The 23,631-nt window shown below is 52.5% G+C and carries 20 protein-coding genes; 14 read left to right on the top strand and 6 right to left on the bottom strand.

Going from position 1 to position 23,631, the window contains the following annotated elements:
* Window positions 1–95 precede the first annotated feature (95 nt).
* Window positions 96–884: a siderophore-iron reductase FhuF gene (gene fhuF / locus J4685_RS05130; RefSeq protein ID WP_000331525.1), complete on the top strand. Its 789-nt coding sequence runs from the start codon at window positions 96–98 to the stop codon at window positions 882–884.
* A gap of 150 nt (window positions 885–1,034) precedes the next feature.
* Entirely contained in the window at window positions 1,035–1,493 is a 459-nt protein-coding gene (locus J4685_RS05125) for a YbaK/EbsC family protein (protein ID WP_000058280.1), read from the top strand.
* 50 nt (window positions 1,494–1,543) lie between these two features.
* Here the strand turns inward: J4685_RS05125 and bglJ are convergent, their stop codons facing one another.
* Window positions 1,544–2,218: a DNA-binding transcriptional activator BglJ gene (gene bglJ, locus J4685_RS05120; protein WP_000431546.1), complete on the bottom strand. Its 675-nt coding sequence runs from the start codon at window positions 2,216–2,218 to the stop codon at window positions 1,544–1,546.
* Window positions 2,179–2,904, bottom strand: coding sequence for a helix-turn-helix transcriptional regulator (locus J4685_RS05115; RefSeq protein WP_000936660.1), 726 nt, complete (start codon window positions 2,902–2,904; stop codon window positions 2,179–2,181). Before J4685_RS05115 ends, bglJ begins: the two co-directional genes overlap by 40 nt.
* Before the next feature lie 712 nt (window positions 2,905–3,616).
* On the opposite strand from J4685_RS05115, the gene J4685_RS05110 reads away from it, so the two are divergent.
* The 6 genes from J4685_RS05110 to opgB all read left to right on the top strand — a co-directional run bounded on the left by J4685_RS05110 (window position 3,617) and on the right by opgB (window position 9,322).
* Window positions 3,617–4,393 (top strand): threonine/serine exporter ThrE family protein, encoded by a 777-nt coding sequence (locus J4685_RS05110; protein ID WP_001674846.1) that lies wholly within the window; start codon window positions 3,617–3,619, stop codon window positions 4,391–4,393.
* The gene (locus tag J4685_RS05105; protein WP_000511329.1) at window positions 4,384–4,857 is read left to right on the top strand and encodes a threonine/serine exporter; all 474 of its coding nucleotides are present in this window, start codon (window positions 4,384–4,386) and stop codon (window positions 4,855–4,857) included. The genes J4685_RS05110 and J4685_RS05105 overlap by 10 nt, the downstream gene beginning before the upstream one ends.
* A 92-nt stretch (window positions 4,858–4,949) precedes the next feature.
* Window positions 4,950–5,489 carry a primosomal protein DnaT gene (dnaT, locus tag J4685_RS05100; RefSeq protein WP_000098578.1) on the top strand — a complete coding sequence of 180 codons (540 nt, stop codon included), beginning with the start codon at window positions 4,950–4,952 and terminating at the stop codon, window positions 5,487–5,489.
* A 2-nt stretch (window positions 5,490–5,491) separates the two neighbouring features.
* Entirely contained in the window at window positions 5,492–6,229 is a 738-nt protein-coding gene (gene dnaC, locus J4685_RS05095; protein WP_000799924.1) for a DNA replication protein DnaC, read from the top strand.
* Window positions 6,230–6,286: 57 nt separating this feature from the next.
* Entirely contained in the window at window positions 6,287–6,748 is a 462-nt protein-coding gene (locus J4685_RS05090) for a DUF2501 domain-containing protein (RefSeq protein ID WP_001098857.1), read from the top strand.
* Window positions 6,749–7,030: 282 nt separating this feature from the next.
* Window positions 7,031–9,322, top strand: a complete 2,292-nt coding sequence (opgB, locus tag J4685_RS05085; protein WP_001292702.1) for a phosphatidylglycerol--membrane-oligosaccharide glycerophosphotransferase — start codon at window positions 7,031–7,033, stop codon at window positions 9,320–9,322.
* A gap of 164 nt (window positions 9,323–9,486) precedes the next feature.
* On the opposite strand, the gene tsr is transcribed toward opgB, so the two are convergent.
* On the bottom strand, window positions 9,487–11,148 hold the full coding sequence (gene tsr / locus J4685_RS05080; protein WP_000919515.1) for a methyl-accepting chemotaxis protein: 1,662 nt from the start codon (window positions 11,146–11,148) through the stop codon (window positions 9,487–9,489).
* Between the two features lie 366 nt (window positions 11,149–11,514).
* Between tsr and btsT the strand changes: the two genes are divergently transcribed.
* The 3 genes from btsT to yjiA all read left to right on the top strand — a co-directional run bounded on the left by btsT (window position 11,515) and on the right by yjiA (window position 14,930).
* Window positions 11,515–13,665: a pyruvate/proton symporter BtsT gene (gene btsT, locus J4685_RS05075; protein WP_000379928.1), complete on the top strand. Its 2,151-nt coding sequence runs from the start codon at window positions 11,515–11,517 to the stop codon at window positions 13,663–13,665.
* A gap of 94 nt (window positions 13,666–13,759) precedes the next feature.
* Entirely contained in the window at window positions 13,760–13,963 is a 204-nt protein-coding gene (locus tag J4685_RS05070; protein WP_000460616.1) for a YbdD/YjiX family protein, read from the top strand.
* A gap of 10 nt (window positions 13,964–13,973) precedes the next feature.
* Window positions 13,974–14,930 (top strand): GTPase, encoded by a 957-nt coding sequence (gene yjiA, locus J4685_RS05065; protein WP_000187838.1) that lies wholly within the window; start codon window positions 13,974–13,976, stop codon window positions 14,928–14,930.
* A 74-nt stretch (window positions 14,931–15,004) separates the two neighbouring features.
* On the opposite strand, the gene J4685_RS05060 is transcribed toward yjiA, so the two are convergent.
* From J4685_RS05060 to J4685_RS05050, 3 genes are all read right to left on the bottom strand, one after another.
* Entirely contained in the window at window positions 15,005–15,307 is a 303-nt protein-coding gene (locus J4685_RS05060; RefSeq protein WP_000063142.1) for a BrnA antitoxin family protein, read from the bottom strand.
* Window positions 15,294–15,581, bottom strand: coding sequence for a BrnT family toxin (locus tag J4685_RS05055; RefSeq protein ID WP_001131963.1), 288 nt, complete (start codon window positions 15,579–15,581; stop codon window positions 15,294–15,296). Before J4685_RS05055 ends, J4685_RS05060 begins: the two co-directional genes overlap by 14 nt.
* A 252-nt stretch (window positions 15,582–15,833) precedes the next feature.
* Window positions 15,834–16,748 carry a restriction endonuclease gene (locus J4685_RS05050; protein ID WP_000290516.1) on the bottom strand — a complete coding sequence of 305 codons (915 nt, stop codon included), beginning with the start codon at window positions 16,746–16,748 and terminating at the stop codon, window positions 15,834–15,836.
* Window positions 16,749–16,945: 197 nt separating this feature from the next.
* On the opposite strand from J4685_RS05050, the gene hsdR reads away from it, so the two are divergent.
* The 3 genes from hsdR (at window position 16,946) to hsdS (ending at window position 23,584) form a co-directional block, all read left to right on the top strand.
* Entirely contained in the window at window positions 16,946–20,455 is a 3,510-nt protein-coding gene (hsdR, locus tag J4685_RS05045) for a type I restriction-modification system endonuclease (RefSeq protein WP_001043491.1), read from the top strand.
* 157 nt (window positions 20,456–20,612) lie between these two features.
* Window positions 20,613–22,199, top strand: a complete 1,587-nt coding sequence (gene hsdM / locus J4685_RS05040) for a type I restriction-modification system methyltransferase (protein ID WP_001063193.1) — start codon at window positions 20,613–20,615, stop codon at window positions 22,197–22,199.
* Entirely contained in the window at window positions 22,196–23,584 is a 1,389-nt protein-coding gene (hsdS, locus tag J4685_RS05035; RefSeq protein ID WP_000014003.1) for a type I restriction-modification system specificity subunit, read from the top strand. The genes hsdM and hsdS overlap by 4 nt, the downstream gene beginning before the upstream one ends.
* Window positions 23,585–23,631: the final 47 nt, after the last annotated feature.

Raw genomic sequence — 23,631 nt, 5'->3', positions numbered from 1 at the left:
CCAACAGCGTTAACCATAAACCGCTTGCCATCGTTTATCGCTATCGATAGGATTAGCAATCATTATCATTTAGATTAACATCATTAAACTGTGCTATGGCCTACCGTTCCGCACCGATTGCTGACGATATTATCTGGCGAGCTGCTCCCCAGCCGGAAGACGCCTCGCTGGCGGACGCAGTACGCGAGACGATCGCCTCTACCCGTGAGCACCTGTTGGACTTCATCCGGCTGGATGAAACACCGCCGCCAACGGCAATGACTCTTGCCCAGTGGACGCGCCCCGCGACGTTTCGTTCATTGCTGGCCGCCTATTCCGATCACATCTATCGGCACACGCCAGGCCTGGCACGTGAAAATAAGCCGTTACTCTCCCTGTGGGCGCAATGGTATATCGGGCTGATGGCGCCGCCGCTGATGCTGGCATTACTGACGCAAGCGCGCGCTATCGATGTCTCGGCAGAACATATTCACGTTGAATTTCATGAAACCGGGCGCGCCGCGTGTTTCTGGCTTGATGTGCATCAGGATAACCTGGCAACGGGGCGTTCCCCGGAAGAACGAATGGAAACGCTGATAGTCTCCGCACTACAGCCGGTCATTCAGGCGCTGGAGGCGACTGGCGACATCAACGCGAAACTTATCTGGAGCAATACCGGTTATTTAATCAACTGGTATCTGACTGAGATGAAACCGCTGCTTGGCGAAGCCCTGCTGGCAACGCTACGCCAGCGCTGTTTTTTTGAAAAGCAGCTATCCGACGGTCAGGATAACCCGCTGTGGCGGACCGTCGTAATACGCGACGGTCTTCTGGTACGCAGAACCTGCTGCCAACGTTACCGCTTACCTGACGTACAGCAGTGCGGCGACTGCACGCTAAAGTAAACCGCTTTACGTTGCCTTCAGTTATCGTCACGGCTGACTGCTGCTGGCCTGTCACATTATTATATTTACAGCGGCGCTCTCCGTATGCCAAATTACGTTTTGCCATTTTTGGGTCTACCGTGGCTATTGGTAAGGTCTCAGGAGAGAAGAATGAGTCTGCAATCTGTACGGCAATTTCTGGCCGAACATGCTCCCGATATTGAAATTATCGAATTAAATCAAAGTACAGCGACTGTCGAGCTGGCAGCCAAAGCGCACAACGTAGAGCCAGGGCAGATAGCTAAGACGCTCTCGCTTAAAGTAAAAGACACCATTATCCTGGTGGTCGCGAAAGGCGATGCCCGCCTGGATAATAAGAAGCTTAAAACCACTTTCGGCGCAAAAGCCCGTATGTTGAGCAGCGATGAAGTGGTCAATGCAACCGGACATCCTGTCGGCGGCGTATGTCCCTTTGGGCTGGAGCACCCGCTGCCCGTTTATTGCGACATCTCTCTGAAGGGGTATAACGAAGTATTGCCTGCCGCAGGCGCCACGCACAGCGCAGTACGCATCACGCCGGAAAGAATGGCTGAACTGACATCGGCGACCTGGGTAGACGTGTGTCAATAACGTGCCTGCCCCCCGGATTCCCCGAACAAGCACGGCGCATCCGGCGCGGGCTATACCCGATGCTGGAGCGCGGTAGCATCGCCGGCGCGCAGATATAACAGAATATCCGCCGCATCGAGTAACCCGGCATCAGAACTCACGCCCAGCTTGGACATCACATTAAACTTATGCGCCCGGATAGTCTTAATGTTACGTTCTAACTGGACGGCAATTTGCGGCATTGAGTAGCCGTTCGACATGAAACGCAGAATCTCCCGCTCGGTTGGACTAAGCATACAATTCTGGTGAAGTTCCCAAAGATTGTCTGTACGCTCCGTTGTCCGCCGGGCGCTATTAAGCGATGTAAATAAGGCATCCTGTAAAACATCCAACGGCGACGCTTTGCTGATGACCCCATCCAGCGGCAGCGGGGATAGCGCGCTGATTAAGCGAGCTTCAGCATCATCATCGGCAATCACCAGACGCCGCATATGGGGATAATTTATCGCCAGTTCCGTCAGGCTGGATAATCCTGTCCGGCGTTCAGTTCTTAACGCAGAAAGAGAAAAAATAACGGCAGAAAACGGCGTCTTTAGCGCAGCCTTATAAAACGCGGATGGTTTTGAAAAAATATGAAGCGTATGTCGGCAATCCGGCATTGCATCAAATAGCCCTTTAATACCAATGGTGCTCATCACGCATTTTTCTACGAGCGCAACATTTCTCTTGCTGATTCTGTTTTCCATTCCATGGTTTCTCCATATACCGAAGGTAGGTTCAATTCTCTGGCTCCCTGAGAACTGTTTATCCATGCATACATCTCTGCATTACTGTGTATTGATAAGCGTCGCATGGCGCTATTTTTTTGGGCGCTAATTGTTTTATTACTTTTTTTAAGTAACGCCGCAATTTGGTTAATACCCCACCCTTTTCCTAAAAGGCGTAATACTTTTCGTTCAGACAGCGTAAGGACAATCGGCCTGTCGTGGGACTGCTGAATTTCAGACGGTACCTGAGGCGATAATAACGTTTTGCTTATTCTTTCTGAGCGAGCGTTTCCCGCATGGATAACGCTAATAAGATTCTCGATTGGCTCTTCGTCTGAAAGCAAGGTGCTGACGGGGCCCATCAGGAGATCAACCGCATGTGGATAGCAGGATTTAGAAACCAGAAATACCCAATGTATGTCGCGATATTGCGAGAGTAAGCTATAAAAATATTCGCAGATAGCGCGGGGAGAGGCATTGTTAACTGCTAAATCAGCAATAACTAAATTGCTTCGGCGTAGCTGTAGCAGCGTTAGCTCTTCTATCGTACGGCAATACGCCAGTTTATAATCGGGGAAATTACCTGTTATAGCCCCTTTAAGGCCTTCCTGTATAAGAGGGGTTTTACTGATAATAAGTCCATTTTTGCAGCATCCTGGCAGCATAATTCCTCCGCACCCACGCCGCCCCCTTTCATTGCCCCATTAATAAAAACACTATTAACAATGAGCGCAAAGAAATATAAGCCGAGTGGATTAATTATCCTTGTTTTATTTTTAAAAATATAACATTGATTGCGCTACAATCCACATAGCACAAAAACATGAAATCACTATCGCATAGTTACTCATAAAACCAGAAGCAAGACAATTAAATTAACTAAATTTGCACATTAGCAATTCTAACAAAAACTCATCATATTAATAAATTTAAAATATGAGTTCGCCCTTCATTCATATTGCTGAGTCCTAAAACAAAAGCCCAACAATACTGTCTACCATCCATAAAACCCATGTAATATCTGCGAATTACACTAAGTCATGCCTATTTTTACGCCTGCTGCTCATACCATTGTTGTTAAACGATCAATGCATATCGTTAATAAAATTCATCACATCATTGATTCAAAAATGAGCGGCCAGGCTGGCATAATGCCTCTATTCTGGAAACGGACATACGAGAACCGTCGCCCATAAGGATATCCTGCCTGTGACGAAGCGCACGTCTCAGGAAGCTTATGCGTTGCGTCTGGCGGCTGACGTTTTTATCAACAAGAAATTGCTCTTAACCAACGCCATCATGCCTGCGCTTCGTGTTAAAAAGGAAGCCTCTGTCATAATGGCGGCGCATAGAATGTCTTTTCGGACAGGACGAGTCATGCAAGAAGAGCAATCAATTCAACGAGCAGTAACACGGTTATGTATTCAATGCGGGCTGTTTTTATTGCAGCACGGGGCGGAAAGCGCACTGGTTGATGAGCTTTCCACCCGCCTCGGTTTGGCGCTCGGTATGGATAGCGTCGAAAGCGCGATCTCCTCTAACGCCATTGTCCTGACGACCATTAAAGACGGTCAATGTCTGACATCGACACGTAAAAACCAGGATCGAGGCATTAATATGCACGTCGTCACGGAGGTTCAGCATATCGTTATCCTCGCGGAACATCGTCTGCTGGATTACAAAGGCGTGGAAAAACGCTTTAGCCAGCTCCGCCCGCTGCGTTATCCGCGCTGGCTGGTGGCGTTTATGGTCGGTCTCTCCTGCTCCTGCTTTTGTAAGCTGAATAATGGCGGCTGGGATGGCGCGGTTATCACCTTTTTCGCCAGTATGATAGCCATGTACATTCGCCAGATGCTGGCGCAACGGCATTTACATCCGCAGATCAATTTTTGCATCACCGCCTTTGTCGCTACCACGATCTCCGGGCTGATGCTCACCCTTCCCGCCTTTAGCCAGACGCCCACTATCGCCATGGCGGCGAGCGTACTGCTACTGGTGCCGGGCTTTCCGCTGATTAATTCCGTCGCAGATATGTTTAAAGGACATATTAATACCGGGCTGGCGCGCTGGGCTATCGCCAGCCTGTTGACACTGGCCACCTGTGTGGGCGTAGTGATGTCAATGACAGTATGGGGGCTACGAGGATGGGTATAATCGACTTTTTACTGGCGCTAATGCAGGACATGATCTTGTCTGCGATCCCCGCCGTCGGGTTTGCGATGGTCTTTAATGTTCCCCACCGGGCGCTTCCGTGGTGCGCGCTACTGGGGGCGCTGGGTCATGGCTCGCGTATGCTGATGATGAGCGCTGGCTTTAATATCGAATGGTCGACGTTTATGGCTTCGCTGCTGGTCGGCAGTATTGGTATTCAGTGGTCACGCTGGTATCTCGCTCACCCTAAAGTGTTTACCGTCGCGGCCGTGATCCCGATGTTTCCGGGGATTTCCGCCTATACCGCGATGATTTCCGCAGTAAAAATTAGCCATCTGGGCTATAGCGAACCGATGATGATTACGCTGCTGACCAATTTTCTGAAAGCCTCTTCCATTGTTGGCGCGCTCTCAATTGGCCTCTCTGTACCGGGATTATGGCTGTACCGCAAACGCCCCCGCGTGTGATCGGTGGAACGCCTCCTGCTGTTCTTACAGGTCTGTGTGGTACTATAAAAACAGTCGCCCTTCTCGGTTGTTGTTCCATATTGAGAAACATTATGTCTTCCAGAATTTTAACGTCGGACGTCATCGGTATTGACGTCCTTTTACACGATCATCATGCTGTGCTGGCGAAGTCAACGGGCGGCGCAGTGGCGGTATTCGCTAATAATGCGCCTGCCTTTTATGCCGTGACGCCTGCACGCATGGCTGAACTGCTGGCGCTTGAAGAAAAGTTATCACGTCCGGGAAGCGATGTGGCGTTAGACGCGCAATTTTACGAAGAACCCGAAGCCGCCCCCGTTGCGATTCCCTGCGGAAAATTCGCCATGTATCCCGCCTGGCAACCGGATGCGGATTTTCAGCGTCAGGCCGCCCTTTGGGGCGTGGCGCTTCGGGAGCCGGTCACCGCAGAAGAGCTGGCGGCGTTTATCGCCTACTGGCAGGCGGAAGGTAAGGTTTTTCACCATATCCAGTGGCAGCAAAAGCTGGCGCGCAGCGTGCAAATCAGCCGTTCCAGCAATGGCGGAATGCCGCAGCGCGACATCAATAGCGTCAGCGAACCTGACAATCATATTCCACCAGGTTTTAGGGGGTAACGATGAAAAATGTTGGCGACCTGATGCAGCGTCTACAAAAAATGATGCCTGCGCATATTACGCCGGCGTTTAAAACGGGCGAAGAATTGCTGGCGTGGCAGAAAGAGCAGGGCGAGATCCGGGCGGCAGCGCTGGCGCGGGAAAACCGGGCGATGAAAATGCAGCGCACCTTTAACCGTTCCGGCATTCGACCACTACATCAGAACTGTTCGTTTGATAACTATCGGGTTGAGTGCGACGGACAAATGAACGCGTTAAGCAAAGCCCGACAGTACGTTGATGAGTTTGACGGCAATATCGCCAGCTTTGTCTTTTCCGGCAAGCCTGGAACCGGTAAAAACCATCTCGCCGCGGCTATTTGTAACGAGCTGCTGCTGCGCGGAAAGTCGGTACTGATTATCACCGTAGCGGATATTATGTCAGCGATGAAAGACACGTTCAGCAATCGGGAAACCAGCGAAGAGCAGTTGCTTAACGATCTGAGTAACGTTGATCTGTTGGTGATCGACGAGATCGGCGTGCAGACCGAATCTCGCTATGAAAAAGTGATCATCAATCAAATTGTCGATCGTCGTTCCTCGTCAAAACGTCCCACCGGCATGTTGACGAACAGCAATATGGAAGAGATGACGAAAATGCTTGGCGAACGCGTCATGGACCGTATGCGTCTCGGCAACAGTTTATGGGTTAATTTTACCTGGGACAGTTACCGCAGCCGGGTGACGGGTAAAGAGTATTAAATTGCAACGTGCGCCAGGGCGATACGACGCCTGGCTGGCATAACACAGGTGATTACCATGAATACAGTGAAACATGTTCTGTGCTGCGCGGCGATCGCCAGCATACTGATTTCCACCAGCGGTATCGCCGCCAGTCAGTTAAGCGCTCAGGGCGCGAACGCACAGCAGGGCGGGATGTCGCTTTCTGCGCTAACCGGTCTGCTCAGCAGAGGTGCCCAGTCGCTCAGCGCCGATAATATGAATAATGCCGCCGGTATTTTGCAGTACTGCGCAAAACAGAAGCTGGCGTCCGCTACCAACGTGGAAAACGTTAAAAATCAGATTCTGAACAAGTTGGGGTTGGATACCATACAGCAGGAGCAGGACACTAACTACCTGAACGGCCTGCAAGGGTTGCTCAAGACGAAGGACGGCCAGCAGTTGAACCTCAATAATATCGGCAGTACGCCGCTGGCGGAGAAGGTGAAAACCAAAGCTTGCGATCTGGTGTTGCAGCAAGGGCTGAATTTCCTCTCCTGACTGCGCTTTTCTGACCGTGCGCCACGCCGGGACGCCCTGTTAAAAGCCGTGTTTTGGCCTTTTACCCGCCAACACGGCATTAACCCGACTTTTCTCTTCGTCTTTTCCTGTTATTAACCGCTATGTCAGGAAGTGATGCCGATCAAAAAACCAAATTTCTAAACTCATTCTAAATAACAGCGCCGTGTAAAGTTATTAGAATTGCAGCAATGTGACATCGCTATTACATTGTTAGAAATTTTTTCCTGTCAGCGATAAGCCTGGTTTATTGAGGATCGTCAGTTGTCCGAGTTGCTCTCTGTCGCTCTGTTTCTCGCCTCTGTGCTGATATATGCCTGGAAGGCGGGCCGTAACACCTGGTGGTTTGCCGCCATTCTCACGGTGCTGGGACTTTTTGTCATTCTGAATATTACCCTGTATGCCAGCGACTATTTTACCGGCGACGGGATCAACGACGCAGTGCTTTATACGCTCACGAATAGTCTGACGGGAGCGGGAGTCGGCAAATATATTCTGCCGGGAATCGGTATTGCCCTGGCGTTAGTGGCGGTATTTGGCGCGCTGGGATGGGTACTACGCCGCCGCCGTCACCATCCTCATCATGTCGGTTACAGCCTGCTGGCGTTACTGCTGGCGTTGGGTTCGGTCGACGCCAGCCCGGCGTTTCGCCAGATTACCGAACTGGTAAAATCACAAATGCGCGATGGCGATCCGGATTTTGCCGTTTATTATAAAGAACCAGCAAAAACCATTCCTAATCCGAAGCTCAATCTGGTCTATATCTACGGCGAGAGCCTGGAACGGACCTATTTTGATAATGACGCTTTCCCCAATCTCACGCCAGAGTTGGGCGCGCTGAAAAATGAGGGGCTGGATTTCAGCCATACCATGCAACTGCCTGGAACGGATTACACCATCGCTGGGATGGTGGCTTCCCAGTGTGGTATTCCGCTGTTTGCGCCGTTTGAGGGCAATGCGTCCGCGTCGGTTTCCAGCTTCTTCCCGCAGAATATCTGCCTCGGCGATATTCTGAAAAACTCCGGTTACCAGAACTATTTCGTGCAGGGCGCTAACCTGCGTTTTGCCGGGAAAGACGTGTTCCTGAAATCACACGGATTTGATCATCTGTATGGCGCTGAAGAGCTAAAAACGGTGGTGGCGGCCCCGTCTTATCGTAACGACTGGGGCTTCTATGATGATACGGTGCTTGATGAGGCATGGAAGAAATTTGAAGCGCTTTCCCGCTCAGGCCAGCGGTTTTCGCTGTTTACGCTGACCGTAGATACTCACCACCCGGACGGGTTTATCTCACGCACCTGCAACCGCAAACGCTACGATTACGACGGCAAGCCCAACCAGTCCTTTAGCGCCGTAAGTTGCAGCCAGGAAAACATCGCTGAGTTTATCAACAAAATCAAAGCGTCACCGTGGTTTAAAGATACCGTTATCGTCGTCTCTTCCGACCATCTGGCGATGAATAATACGGCCTGGAAATACCTGAATAAGCAAGATCGCAACAATCTGTTTTTCATTCTGCGCGGCGATAAACCACAGCAGGAGACGCTGGCGGTCAAACGCAACACGATGGACAACGGCGCAACGGTGCTGGATATTCTCGGCGGCGATAATTTTATCGGTCTGGGACGTAGCAGCCTTTCCGGGCAGTCGCTGTCGGAAGTGTTCCTGAATGTAAAAGAGAAAGTGCTGGCGATGAAGCCGGACATCATTCGCCTGTGGAATTTCCCGAAAGAGATAAAAGATTTTACCGTCGATCGGGACAAAAACACGATCGCGTTTTCCGGCAGCCACTTCCGCCTGCCATTACTACTGCGCGTATCGGATAAGCGTGTTGAACCGTTACCGGAAAGTGAATACTCCGCTCCGCTGCGGTTCCAGTTGGCCGACTTCGCCCCGCGCGATAATTTCGTTTGGATCGATCGCTGCTACAAGATGGCGCAGCTATGGGCGCCGGCGCTGGCGCTCTCTACCGACTGGTGCGTCTCGCAGGGGCAGCTTGGCGGGCAGCAAACCGTACAGCATGTCGATAAAGCGCAGTGGCAGGGTAAGACGGCGTTTAAAGACACGATGATCGATATGGAGCGCTACAAAGGCAACGTCGATACCTTAAAGACTGTCGATAACGATATTCGTTATAAAGCCGATAGCTTTATCTTTAACGTGGCGGGCGCGCCGGAGGAGGTGAAGCAGTTTAGCGGTATTTCCCGGCCGGAGTCCTGGGGGCGCTGGTCAAATGCGCAGTTGGGCGATGAGGTTAAAATCGAATATAAAGCGCCGCTGCCGAAAAAGTTTGATCTGGTGATCACCGCCAAAGCCTTCGGCGACAACGCGAATCGGCCGATTCCGGTACGCGTAGGCAACGAAGAACAGACGCTGGTGCTGGGTCACGATGTGTCCACTATCACGCTGCATTTCAACAACCCGACGGACGCGAATACCTTAGTCATTGCGCCGCCCGCTCCCGTCTCCACCAACGAAGGTAATATTTTGGGCCATTCGCCGCGCAAATTGGGGATTGGCATGGTGGAAATCAAAGTGGTGAATGTTGAGGGTTAAAAGAGAATGTCATATATGCCGGGTGGCGGCTGCGCCTTACCCGGCCTACACATCATCTTTATCAATAAACTGGCGCATAGGCCTGATAAGCGAAGCCCATCAGGCAAAAGTGTGAACATCTCATCCGGCCTACGGTCGTCAGGCCGACTGTTCACCATACGCCCTTAAAACGTTTCCCAATTATCGCTGCCGTCGGCCACAGCGGCCTTTGGTGACGACACTGCTGCCGGGGTTTTTACCGCTGCCACTTCACGCGCACGCTGCTGTTGCTGGTGAATACGGAACACCGCGACGGCCTGGGTCAGACGGCTGGCTTGCTCTTCCAGCGCCGCAGCCGCAGCGGCGGACTCTTCCACCAGCGAGGCGTTCTGCTGCGTTACGCGATCCATCTCCGCTACCGCTAGGCCCACCTGGTCGATACCACGGCTTTGCTCGTCAGACGCCGAGGCAATCTCGCCCATGATATCGGTCACGCGGGTAACTGCATTGACGATCTCATCCATGGTTTCACCGGCGCTTTCGACCAGCGTCGAACCTACATCAACACGGCTCACAGAATCCTCAATCAGACTCTTGATCTCCCGTGCCGCCTGCGCGCTACGCTGGGCCAGATTACGGACTTCACCGGCCACCACCGCGAACCCGCGTCCCTGCTCGCCTGCGCGCGCCGCTTCTACCGCCGCATTCAGCGCCAGGATATTGGTCTGGAAAGCAATACCGTCGATTACGCTGATAATATCGGCGATTTTCTGCGAACTGGAGGCGATATCGCGCATTGTTTGTACGACGTTATCCACTACTTTGCCGCCTTTTTGCGCTGTTTCAGAGGCGCTCAATGCCAGGTGACTGGCCTGACGGGCGTTTTCGGCGTTCTGTTTCACGGTGGCGGTCAGTTGTTCCATACTGGCGGCGGTCTCTTCCAGAGACGCTGCCTGCTGCTCAGTACGGGAAGAGAGATCGTTGTTACCCATCGCAATCTCGCTGGCGCCGCTATAGATCGCATTCGCGCCGTTACGTACATCGCCAACGGTACGCATCAGTTCACTTTGCATATGACGCAGGTTTTCAGCCAACTGCCCCATTTCGTTGGAGCCTTCCACGTCGATACGCTTCACCAGATCGCCGCTGGCGATATGACGAATGCTTTCAATCAGACGATTCATCGGGGCAATAAGCGACAGTTTGATGCCGAACCAGACGGCGATAATGACCACCAGAACGGCAACCAGCACACTGACCAGTACCCACATCGCCTGGTTGTAGGAACTGTTGTTATCCTCAACAGCAATATCGTACAGACGATCGTTTTGCTGCATATAGGCCATGTACTGCTTCTCAAAAGCGTCCTGATAGCTTTGAGTCGGTTGATCAAAAAACTCGTTAATCTTACCCGCGCCAAGAAGCTGAATAAGCTCCGCCAACGCGCCGTGGTAGATATCATAGGTTCGTTTGATCTCAAGGAAAGCCGCTTCACTCTGACGTGGATCGCGCGGTAACGACTCATACTGCGCCCAGTTTTTTTCGGTGAGCTTCAGCGTATTGGTCGCCCCCTGCATCAGTTCAGCGACAGTTGCGCCGCTGCCAATATTGCTCTGGTCCATCATCCAGCGGATACCCGCGCGATTCAGGGTATTACGCGTTTGCAACAGCTCCACCCAAGTTGCATTCAGGGCAGACTGCTGCTGACGAATAGTTTGCAATACGGTGAAGTTTTCTTTGTCATTCTTCAGCGAGTTGAAGAACAGCCCGCCGGATGTCAGTTGTAAAAGGCCAAATAGCGCCAATACCAGCAGTAAGCTGGTAACAATTTTAATTCGCTTTAACATGTTTTCTCTTTCCGCTAGACAGATACAGAATTTTCGGCCTGGAAAGGGAAAACTTTATGGGATGCGCGCCATTAATATCACGATTAGCTCAGTGACGTCGTTATGGCGCCCCGCACAACAAGGATCGTCCCATTTTATATCGTGATCTCAATCACATAAAATAGCCCACGCCCTCCTCCGCGAAACCGCTTACCGGTACGTCCGACCGCTTAAACCGCCATACAACCACTCACTGATTTACCTAACTTTACGCGCGCGATGATCTGGCAAGATCCTCTCAGCATAGCAGTCAATCTACCTCCTCAAACACGAACTCAATGTCCACCCAGCTTCGGCTGATAATTAAACTTACAACCAGGTTTTACTATGGATACGAAAAAGATATTCAAGCACATACCCTGGGTGATTCTCGGAATCATCGGTGCTTTCTGCCTCTCGGTCGTTGCCCTACGTCGGGGTGAACACGTGAGCGCCCTGTGGATCGTGGTCGCTTCCGTTTCCGTCTATCTGGTGGCTTACCGCTACTACAGCCTGTACATCGCCCAGAAGGTCATGAAACTCGACCCGACGCGCGCGACGCCGGCGGTTATCAATAACGACGGCCTGAACTACGTGCCGACTAACCGCTACGTGCTGTTTGGTCACCACTTCGCCGCCATCGCCGGCGCAGGTCCGCTGGTCGGGCCGGTATTGGCCGCGCAGATGGGCTATCTGCCGGGGACACTGTGGCTGCTAGCGGGCGTGGTGCTCGCGGGCGCAGTGCAGGACTTTATGGTGCTGTTCATCTCTTCCCGCCGTAACGGCGCCTCTCTTGGCGAGATGATCAAAGAAGAGATGGGTACCGTTCCAGGCACCATCGCGCTGTTCGGCTGCTTCTTAATTATGATCATCATCCTCGCGGTGCTGGCATTAATCGTGGTTAAAGCGCTGGCCGAAAGCCCGTGGGGCGTCTTCACCGTCTGCTCAACGGTGCCGATTGCGCTGTTTATGGGCATCTACATGCGCTTCCTGCGTCCGGGACGCGTAGGCGAAGTCTCCGTTATTGGTATCGTGCTGCTGGTGGCGTCTATTTACTTCGGCGGCGTGATTGCCCACGACCCGTACTGGGGCCCGGCGCTGACCTTTAAAGACACCACCATTACCTTCGCGCTGATCGGCTACGCATTTGTTTCCGCGCTGCTGCCGGTATGGCTGATCCTCGCCCCGCGCGACTATCTCGCTACCTTCCTGAAAATCGGCGTGATCGTCGGTCTGGCGCTGGGGATTGTGATCCTCAACCCGGAACTGAAAATGCCGGCGTTGACGCAGTACGTCGACGGTACCGGCCCGCTGTGGAAAGGTGCTCTGTTCCCGTTCCTGTTCATCACCATCGCCTGTGGCGCCGTCTCTGGCTTCCACGCGCTCATCTCTTCCGGTACCACGCCGAAACTGCTGGCCTGTGAGACCGATGCGCGTTTTATCGGCTACGGTGCGATGCTGATGGAGTCCTTTGTTGCGGTGATGGCGCTGGTGGCGGCCTCGATCATTGAACCGGGTCTCTACTTCGCGATGAACACCCCGCCGGCAGGTCTGGGCATTACCATGCCAAACCTGCACGAGATGGGCGGCGAGAACGCGCCGCTGATTATGGCGCAGTTGAAAGACGTTACCGCACATGCAGCGGCGACCGTCAGCTCCTGGGGCTTTGTGATTTCCCCGGAACAAATCCTGCAAACTGCGAAAGATATCGGTGAACCGTCAGTATTGAACCGCGCAGGCGGCGCGCCAACGCTGGCAGTAGGTATCGCGCATGTGTTCCACAAAGTCCTGCCGATGGCGGATATGGGCTTCTGGTATCACTTCGGTATTCTGTTCGAAGCGCTGTTTATCCTGACCGCACTGGATGCGGGTACCCGTTCCGGCCGCTTTATGTTGCAGGATTTACTGGGTAACTTCGTCCCGTTCCTGAAAAAAACCGATTCTCTGGTCGCGGGTATCATCGGTACCGCAGGCTGCGTCGGTTTGTGGGGCTATCTGCTGTATCAGGGCGTGGTCGACCCGCTGGGCGGCGTGAAGAGCCTGTGGCCGCTGTTCGGTATCTCTAACCAGATGCTGGCCGCCGTGGCGCTGGTGTTGAGCACCGTGGTACTGATCAAAATGCAGCGCACCAAGTACATCTGGGTGACGGTAATCCCGGCGGTATGGCTGCTGATCTGCACCACCTGGGCGCTGGGCCTGAAACTGTTCAGCGCCAACCCACAGATGGAAGGTTTCTTCTACATGGCAAACCTGTATAAAGAGAAGATTGCCAACGGCACCAACCTGACCGCGCAGCAGATTGCCAATATGAACCATATCGTGGTGAACAACTACACTAACGCTGGTTTGAGTATTCTGTTCCTGGTGGTGGTGTACAGTATTATCTTCTACGGTTTCACCACCTGGATGAAGGTACGCAACAGCGATAAACGTACCGACAAAGAAACCCCGTATGTGCCCGTGCCGGAAGGCGGCGTGAAGATCTCTTCACACCACTAAAACTGATGCCGGGTAGCGCACAGCGCTCCCGGCTAGTGTAGGCCGGATAAGGCGCAAGCCGCCATCCGGCTTTATTCATTAACAGGACGGCAGAATGTTTGATACTTTAGGTCAGGCAAAAAAATATCTCGGCCAGGCGGCAAAAATGTTGATTGGTATTCCGGACTACGACAACTATGTCGAGCACATGAAAACCAACCATCCCGACAAGCCGTACATGACCTATGAAGAGTTCTTCCGCGAACGTCAACAAGCACGTTACGGCGGCGATGGCAAAGGCGGTATGCGCTGTTGTTAATGGAGAGACTATGACCCCGATTGCAGTTACCCTACTTACCGGTTTTCTTGGTGCCGGCAAAACCACCCTACTACGCCATATCCTCAACGAACAACATGGTTTTAAAATCGCCGTTATCGAAAACGAATTTGGCGAAGTCTCCGTTGACGATCAACTGATTGGCGATCGCGCTACACAGATCAAAACCCTGACTAACGGCTGCATCTGTTGTACCCGCTCCAACGAGCTGGAAGATGCGCTATTAGACCTGCTCGACAGCCGCGACCGCGGCGATATTGCTTTTGACCGTCTGGTGATTGAATGCACCGGCATGGCTGACCCCGGCCCGATTATTCAGACCTTTTTCTCCCATGACGTATTATGCGAACGCTACCTGTTAGACGGCGTGATTGCGCTGGTCGACGCGGTGCACGCTAACGAGCAGATGAACCAGTTCACCATCGCCCAGTCGCAGATAGGCTACGCCGACCGCATTCTGTTGACCAAAACCGACGTGGCAGGCGACAGCGAGAAACTGCGCGAGCGGCTGGCGCGTATCAACGCCCGCGCCCCGGTTTATACCGTGGTACACGGCGATATTGACCTGAGTCAGTTGTTTAATACCAGCGGCTTTATGCTGGAAGAGAACGTGCTGGCAAGCCAACCGCGTTTCCACTTTATTGCCGATAAACAGAACGATGTGTCGTCAATTGTGGTGGAGCTGGATTACCCGGTGGATATCAGCGAGGTTTCGCGGGTGATGGAAAACCTGCTGCTGGAATCAGCGGATAAACTGCTGCGTTACAAAGGGATGCTGTGGATCGACGGCGAACCCAACCGCCTGCTGTTCCAGGGCGTGCAGCGTCTCTACAGCGCCGACTGGGACAGACCGTGGGGCGACGAAACGCCGCACAGCACGCTGGTATTTATCGGGATCCAGTTGCCGGAAGACGAGATCAGAGCGGCGTTTGCGGGGTTAAGGAAGTAACCATTAAGCGCTTATCTGGCCTGGCGGGAATTTGTAGGCCGGATAAGGCGCAGCCGCCATCCGGCATCTTCTGGCTATTTCTTATTTTGCTCGCGCAGCATCGCTTCGCGCAGAATGGCATTCAGCCGCGTCTGGTAGCCTTTTCCTGGCCGTTTCAGCCATTCCATAACGTCGGCGTCAATACGCACCGAGGCCTGAGTTTTTAACGGGCGAAAAAACTTACCACGCACTGCTTCAGACCACTGTCCATCCTCCGAAGCGGGAATGTCGCTGTAATCAATCTCATCATCTGATTTTTTCGCCAGCGCCTTCAGTTCAGCCTCATGCTGAGCACTCAGCGCGGATGCGTTGCCGCGTTTATGTTTAACCATGCTCATAACGATTCCTCTCTTTTCTGTCTGCCTTACGAGCGCTGATGATACGGATAACTTCAAAACCACTTTCGAACCGAACGCTATGAGCAACCAGAATGACCACAATGCCATGAACAAGGCCGAGGGTCTGCCAACGATATTCTCCATTCTCATAACGCTCCTGACGTGACAGGTGTCGGGGATCGTCAAACACCAGTACCGCATCCTCAAAGCGGACACCGTGCTTCCTCAGGTTGCTTTTAGCCTTGTTCGCATCCCATTCAAACTCCATCGGCATGTGTTTTCCCTAATTGTATATACAAAAATGTATATACAATTATCTTACGATTATACCTGGATTGTTGGAAATAGCTTCACAATTTGCGTATTCGAGATAAAAGAAAATTGACCAGAAGAGTAGGCCGCAGAAGGCATGGGTTTAGGCTGATACGCAGCCATAGAAAGTCACGTGATTTCTGGGCGAGAGGAAACACAGGTGCCCACAACGTGGTCCATCTCAATTACCCGCAATCAGGTTCCAGCGTTACCACTACTCAAAGTAATCCATATTGAGCTTTGGCAACTTGAGTAAACGTGAGGATACGCCAATATCATTATCAATCATCAGATGCACCAGCCTGTCGCCATCCACCAGCACCAGACCTTCAACTTTGTTAGCATAGTCTCTGGCATGCGCCGTAAAGCCTGAGGTGGTAATAAAGACGCCACGTTTCACTTTTTGCTCAGGCAATGCACCATAAAAGCCCCTGACTTCAGCGCTCCCGACGGTGCCTTTCCAGCGTTTGGCCTGAACGTAGACTTTTTCCAGCCCGAGCTTATCGAGAGAGATAATACCGTCAATGCCGCCATCGCCGGTTCCCCCGACGCGCTGCAAATCACCGCGATGACCGCCATATCCCAGGCGGTGCAACACATCTAACACAATCACTTCAAAACGCGCCGGCGAAACCTGAAGCAGGTTCTCCAGCAATTCTTCGGCAACAGATTCACGAATCTCATTGAGCGCTTGCTCCAGGCGATCGTCCGGGCTGCTTCTGGCAAGCTCATCATCCTCAATCGATTCTGGCTGTGGATCTAACGCCACCGCATCTGCCGGCTTACTGAGCTTTACGCCGTTAAAATCACAAGCAAAATGACTCACTTCCTGCTCGGTCATCGGCTGCGGATGCGAGGCAACCCAGCTCATTCCCGCTGGTGTTAAACACCATTTTCCCCGGGATAGGCTCTGCGATAACCCGGCGCGTTTGAGACGATCGTGCGCCCAACCGGTGCGGTTCTGGTACGTCAGTTGTCCACTGGTAATCACCTCTGCACGCTGCTGCTCATTTAACCCAAGCATTTCGGCTGCAGCTTCACGCACTTCTCTGACCAAAGCGCCCTCGGGTCGAGTGGCCAGAAAACGCAACACTGGTTCAATAAATTTGTCATATGTTGGAACAGCCATAAATCCATCCCTGCTATTGATATAGATTAGATACCCCGCCGGAGAACGATACTCTTCAGGAAAACATTAGGAAAGAAGCAGTTACTCTCTGATTGTTCGTTGATCACACACAATATGAAGTCTACCATGGGTCTGTTATTTTCCCTTTACGGCACAAGGTAATAACGTCTTCCCGCTCAGGAACCGGATAGATAAAAATGAACAAATCTAACTTCGACTTTCTCAAAGGCGTCAACGACTTCATTTACGCCATCGCCTGCGCGGCGGAAAACAACTATCCGGACGATCCTAATACCACTCTGATAAAAATGCGCATGTTTGGCGAAGCCACCGCGAAACATCTCGGCCAGTTGCTGGATATACCCGTCTGCGAAAACCAACATGACCTGCTACGCGAACTGGGCAAGATTGCGTTTATTGATGACAGCATCCTTTCTGTTTTCCATAAGCTGCGCCGTATCGGTAACCTGGCCGTCCACGAATTTCATAACGATCTGGACGATGCCCAGATGTGCCTGCGGCTCGGGTTCCGCCTCAGCGTCTGGTACTACCGACTGGTAACCAAAGATTACGATTTCCCGGTGCCGATGTTTGTTCTGCCAGAACACGGCGAGAATCTTTATCACCAGGAAGTGCTGACGCTGAAACAACAGTTGGAACGTCAGGCGCAAGAGAAAGTACAAAGTCAGGCCGAACTGGAAGCTCAGCAGCAAAGACTGGTTGCGCTCAACGGCTACATTGCCATCCTTGAGGGCAAACAGCAGGAAACCGAAGCCCAGACCAAAGCACGTCTGGCCGCGCTGGAGGCACAGCTTGCGGCAAAAGATGCCGAACTGGCGAAGCAAACCGAACAGGAACGTAAGGCCTATCACAAAGAGATCACCGATCAGGCTATCAAGCGCACGCTGAATCTCAGCGAAGAAGAGAGCCGCTTCCTGATCGACGCCCAGTTGCGCAAAGCGGGCTGGCAGGCCGACAGTAAAACGCTGCGCTTTGCCAAAGGCGCTCGCCCGGAACCCGGCGTCAATAAAGCGATTGCCGAATGGCCAACGGGTACAGATGAAACGGGAAAAACAGGCTTTGCCGATTACGTATTGTTCGTTGGCCTGAAGCCCATCGCCGTCGTTGAAGCGAAACGCAAAAATACCGATGTCTTCAGCAAGCTCAACGAGTCTTACCGCTACAGTAAATACTTCGATAACGGATTTTTACGCGACACGCTGCTGGAGCACTACGCTCCCGACGAAGTGCATGACGCCGTGCCAGAGTATGAAATCAGCTGGCAGGACACCAGCGGCAAACAGCGCTTTAAAATCCCCTTCTGCTACTCCACCAACGGGCGCGAATACCGCGCAGCGATGAAGACCAAAAGCGGTATCTGGTATCGCGATGTCCGACACACCACCAATATGTCAAAAGCGCTGCCGGAATGGCATCGCCCGGAAGAGCTGCTGGATATGCTGGGCAGCGACCCGCAGAAACAAAACCAGTGGTTTGCTGAAAACCCCGGAATGAGCGAACTCGGCCTGCGCTATTACCAGGAGGATGCCGTCCGCGCGGTGGAAAAGGCTATCGTTAACGGCCAGCAAGAGATCCTGCTGGCGATGGCGACCGGTACCGGTAAAACCCGTACCGCCATCGCCCTGATGTTCCGCCTGATCCAGTCGCAGCGTTTCAAACGCGTTCTTTTCCTGGTCGACCGTCGCTCGCTTGGCGAACAGGCGCTGGGGTCGTTTGAAGACACGCGCATTAACGGCGACACCTTTAACAGCATTTTTGATATCAAAGGGTTGACCGACAAATTCCCGGAAGACAGCACCAAAATTCACGTCGCCACGGTGCAGTCACTGGTCAAGCGTACGCTGCAATCCGATGAGCCAATGCCGGTTGGCCGCTACGACTGTATCGTCGTCGATGAAGCACACCGCGGCTACATTCTCGATAAAGAGCAAACCGAGGGCGAGCTGCAGTTCCGCAGCCAGCTGGATTACGTTTCCGCCTACCGTCGCATTCTCGACCATTTCGATGCGGTAAAAATCGCCCTGACCGCCACGCCAGCGCTGCATACAGTGGAGATTTTCGGCGAACCGGTTTACCGCTACACCTACCGTACGGCGGTGATCGACGGTTACCTGATCGATCAGGATCCCCCTATTCAGATCGTCACCCGCAACGCGCAGGATGGGGTCTATCTTTCCGAGGGTGAACAGGTGGAGCGCCTGAACCCACAGGGCGAGCTGATCAACGACACGCTGGCCGACGATCAGGATTTTGAGGTCGCCGACTTTAACCGTGGCCTGGTGATCCCGGCGTTTAACCGCGCGGTATGCGGCGAGCTCACCAAATACCTGGATCCCATCGGGCAACAAAAAACGCTGGTGTTCTGCGTCACCAACGCCCATGCCGACATGGTGGTTGACGAACTGCGTACCGCGTTTAAGAAAAAGTATCCGCAGCTTGAGCACGACGCGATCATCAAGATCACCGGTGATGCCGATAAAGACGCGAAGAAAGTGCAAAGCATGATCGTCCGTTTCAACAAAGAGCGGTTGCCCAATATCGTGGTCACCGTCGATCTGCTGACCACCGGTGTGGATATTCCGTCTATCTGTAATATTGTGTTCCTGCGCAAAGTCAAAAGCCGCATTCTCTACGAGCAGATGAAGGGCCGTGCCACGCGTTTGTGCCCGTCGGTAGGGAAAACCAGCTTTAAGATTTTCGACTGCGTGGATATCTACAGTTCGCTGGAAAGCGTCGACACCATGCGCCCGGTGGTTGTGCGTCCGCAGGTGGAGCTGCAAACGCTGGTCAACGAAATTACCGACTCAGAAACCTACAAAACCATTGAAGCGGATGGCCGCAGTTTTGCCGAACACAGCCATGAACAGCTGGTCGCTAAGCTGCAGCGGATTATCGGTCTTGCCACCTATAACCGTGACCGCAGCGAAACGGTGGATAAGCAAGTACGTCGTCTGGACGAACTGTGCCTGGATGCCGCGGGCGTTAACTTTGGTGGTCTGGCTTCGCGCCTGCGGGAAAAAGGGCCGCACTGGAGCGCCGAGATTTTCAATAAGCTTCCTGGTTTTATCGCCCGCCTCGAAAGGCTGAAAACCGATATCAACGCCCTGCGCGATGCGCCGATCTTCCTCGATATTGACGATGAGGTGGTGAGCGTCAAATCGCTGTACGGCGACTACGATACGCCGCAGGACTTTCTCGAAGCGTTCGATGCGCTGGTGCAACACGCCCCTAACGCCCAGCCGGCGCTGCAGGCGGTGATCAATCGTCCGCGTGACCTCACCCGTAAAGGGCTGGTGGAATTGCAGGAGTGGTTTGACCGCCAGCATTTTGAAGAGTCCTCTCTGCGCAGCGCGTGGAAAGAAACACGCAATGAAGATATTGCCGCCCGCCTGATCGGCCATATCCGCCGTGCGGCGGTGGGCGATGCGCTCAAACCGTTCGACGAGCGTGTCGATCACGCGCTGGCGCGTATCAAAGGCGAGAACGACTGGAGCCCTGAGCAGCTAAGCTGGCTCGACCGTTTAGCGCAGGCGCTGAAAGAGAAAGTGGTGCTCGACGACGACGTCTTCAAAACCGGCAATTTCCACCGTCGCGGCGGTAAGTCCATGTTACAGCGCACCTTTGACGACAACCTCGACAGCGTGCTGGATAAGTTCAGCGATTATATCTGGGACGAGCTGGCTTAAGAGGGTATCATCCCCGTTTTCGCCGGATGGCGGCGATGCCTTATCCGGCCTACACGTAACCCTGTAGGCCTGATAAGCGAAGCGCCATCAGGCATCTGAAATGCTCAATCACTTTTGCGACCCACAATGGTGGTCGCCATGTCAAATGGGATCTTCAATGAACAATAACGATCTGGTCGCCAAGCTGTGGAAACTGTGCGACAACCTGCGCGACGGCGGCGTCTCCTATCAAAACTACGTCAATGAACTCGCCTCGCTGCTGTTTTTGAAAATGTGCAAAGAGACCGGTCAGGAAGCGGACTACCTGCCGGAAGGCTACCGCTGGGATGACCTGAAATCGCGCATTGGCCAGGAGCAGTTGCAGTTTTACCGTAAAATGCTGGTGCATCTGGGGGAAGATAAGAAAAAACTGGTGCAGGCGGTATTTCATAATGTGAGTACAACCATCACTGAACCCAAACAGATAACAGAATTAGTCAGCAACATGGATTCGCTAGACTGGTACAGCGGTACACGCGGCAAGTCCCGCGACGACTTCGGCGATATGTACGAAGGGCTGCTGCAGAAGAACGCTAACGAAACCAAATCCGGCGCGGGCCAGTACTTCACCCCGCGTCCGCTGATCAAAACCATTATTCATCTGCTGAAGCCGCAGCCGCGTGAGGTGGTGCAGGACCCGGCTGCCGGGACCGCAGGTTTTTTGATTGAAGCCGACCGTTACGTGAAGTCGCAGACCAACGATCTGGATGACCTTGATGGCGACACCCAGGATTTCCAGATCCACCGCGCGTTTATCGGCCTCGAGCTGGTGCCCGGCACCCGTCGTCTGGCGCTGATGAACTGTCTGCTGCACGATATTGAAGGCAACCTCGACCACGGCGGCGCCATCCGTCTGGGCAACACGCTGGGCAGCGACGGCGAGAATTTACCGCAGGCCGATATTGTCGCCACCAACCCGCCGTTTGGCAGCGCCGCGGGCACCAACATTACCCGCACCTTCGTGCACCCGACCAGCAACAAACAGCTTTGCTTTATGCAGCATATTATCGAAACCCTGCGCCCCGGCGGCCGTGCGGCAGTGGTGGTGCCGGATAACGTACTATTTGATCGAGTTGGATTGGAAATTCGTCGAGATTTAATGGACAAATGCCATCTGCACACCATCCTGCGTCTGCCGACCGGCATCTTTTACGCCCAGGGCGTCAAAACCAACGTGCTGTTCTTTACCAAAGGTACGGTAGCCAATCCGACTCAGGATAAGGACTGTACCGATGACGTGTGGGTGTACGACCTGCGCACCAATATGCCGAGATTTGGTAAGCGTACACCGTTTACTGAGCAATACCTGCAGCCGTTTGAAACCGTCTATGGTGAGGATCCGCACGGCTTAAGCCCACGAGCCGAAGGTGAGTGGAGTTTTAACGCTGAAGAGACGGAAGTTGCTGACAGCGAAGAGAACAAAAACACCGATCAGCACCAGGCCACCAGCCGCTGGCGCAAGTTCAGCCGCGAGTGGATCCGCACGGCAAAATCCGATTCGCTGGATATCTCCTGGCTGAAGGATAAGGACAGCATCGACGCCGACAACCTGCCGGAACCGGACGTGTTAGCCGCAGAAGCGATGGGCGAGCTGGTGCAGGCGCTGGGCGAGCTGGATGCACTGATGCGAGAGCTGGGCGCGGGCGATGAGGCGGATGCGCAGCGCCAGTTGCTGGAAGAAGCGTTTGGGGGGGAGAAGGAATGAGTGGGGGGAAATTGCCGGAGGGGTGGGTGACAACCCATCTTTCAGAAATATGCAGTAAGCCTCAATATGGCTACACAACTAAGTCAAGCTCTATGGGGGATGTAAAATTTTTAAGAACAACCGATATTACAAAAGGAGCGGTTGACTGGTCCAGTGTACCTTATTGCATGGATGCCCCGGAAGATGTTTCAAAATACCAATTACAGGACAGAGATATTGTGATATCTCGAGCCGGTTCGGTTGGGTTTAGTTTTTTGGTACAAAACCCTCCAAGCCAAGTTGTTTTTGCTTCATACCTTATTCGATTTAAACCAGTTAATTATTTTTCAGAATATTACTTAAAACGTTTTTTAGAGTCGAGTGACTATTGGAATCAGCTGTCTTTAATGTCAGCAGGGAATGCTGTACAAAATGTTAATGCTCAAAAGTTATCAACACTTACAGTACCAATACCACCTATAGCCGAACAAAAAATCATCGCCGAAAAACTCGATACGCTGCTGGCACAGGTAGACAGCACCAAAGCACGTCTTGAGCAAATCCCACAAATCCTGAAACGTTTTCGTCAGGCGGTGCTAGCTGCTGCGGTAAGCGGGTTGTTAATTGGTTCAAATAAAAGAAACCACCACCCATTATGTAGTGAATGGCAATGGCCAGACCTACCATCAACTTGGAGTGTTCATAAATACTCTGAACTTGTTGATAGCAGACTAGGTAAAATGCTTGATAAAGCTAAAAATTTTGGCTCTGCAACAAAATATCTTGGAAATATAAATGTTCGCTGGTTTAGTTTTGATTTAGAAAACCTTCAAGATATACTAATTTCAGATATAGAGCGCAGAGAATTATCACTCAAGCTTGGCGATGTTTTAATATGTGAAGGTGGTGAACCTGGTCGATGTGCTATATGGAGTGAACCTCAGGACATACCTGTTATTTTCCAAAAAGCATTACATCGAGCACGGGTAAAAGACAAAATCATCCCCGAATGGTTAGTTTATAATTTGAAAAATGATTCAAATAACATTAGCTTATCTCAGCTCTTTACAGGAACTACAATTAAACACCTTACAGGAAAAGCACTAGCAAATTATCCCATCAGAGTTCCTCCATTAGAAGAACAACACGAAATCGTCCGCCGCGTCGAACAACTCTTCGCCTGGGCCGACACCATTGAAAAGCAGGTTAACAACGCCCTGAACCGCGTCAACAGCCTCACCCAGTCAATCCTGGCAAAGGCCTTCCGCGGCGAGCTTACCGCCCAGTGGCGTGCGGAAAACCCAAGTCTTATCAGCGGTGAAAACAGCGCCGCCGCCCTGCTGGAAAAAATCAAGGCCGAACGCGCCGCCAGCGGTGGTAAAAAAACCTCGCGTAAAAAAGCCTGACGCTTATTTTCCTGCGCACCTTCCCGGTGCGCTTTTTATTATTCCCC

Origin of the sequence: Salmonella sp. 32100201201700099SM (assembly GCF_017572645.1) — a bacterium.
In the GTDB taxonomy this organism is placed as follows: Bacteria; Pseudomonadota; Gammaproteobacteria; order Enterobacterales; family Enterobacteriaceae; genus Salmonella; species Salmonella enterica.
This window is presented reverse-complemented; position numbering and strand designations above follow the sequence as displayed.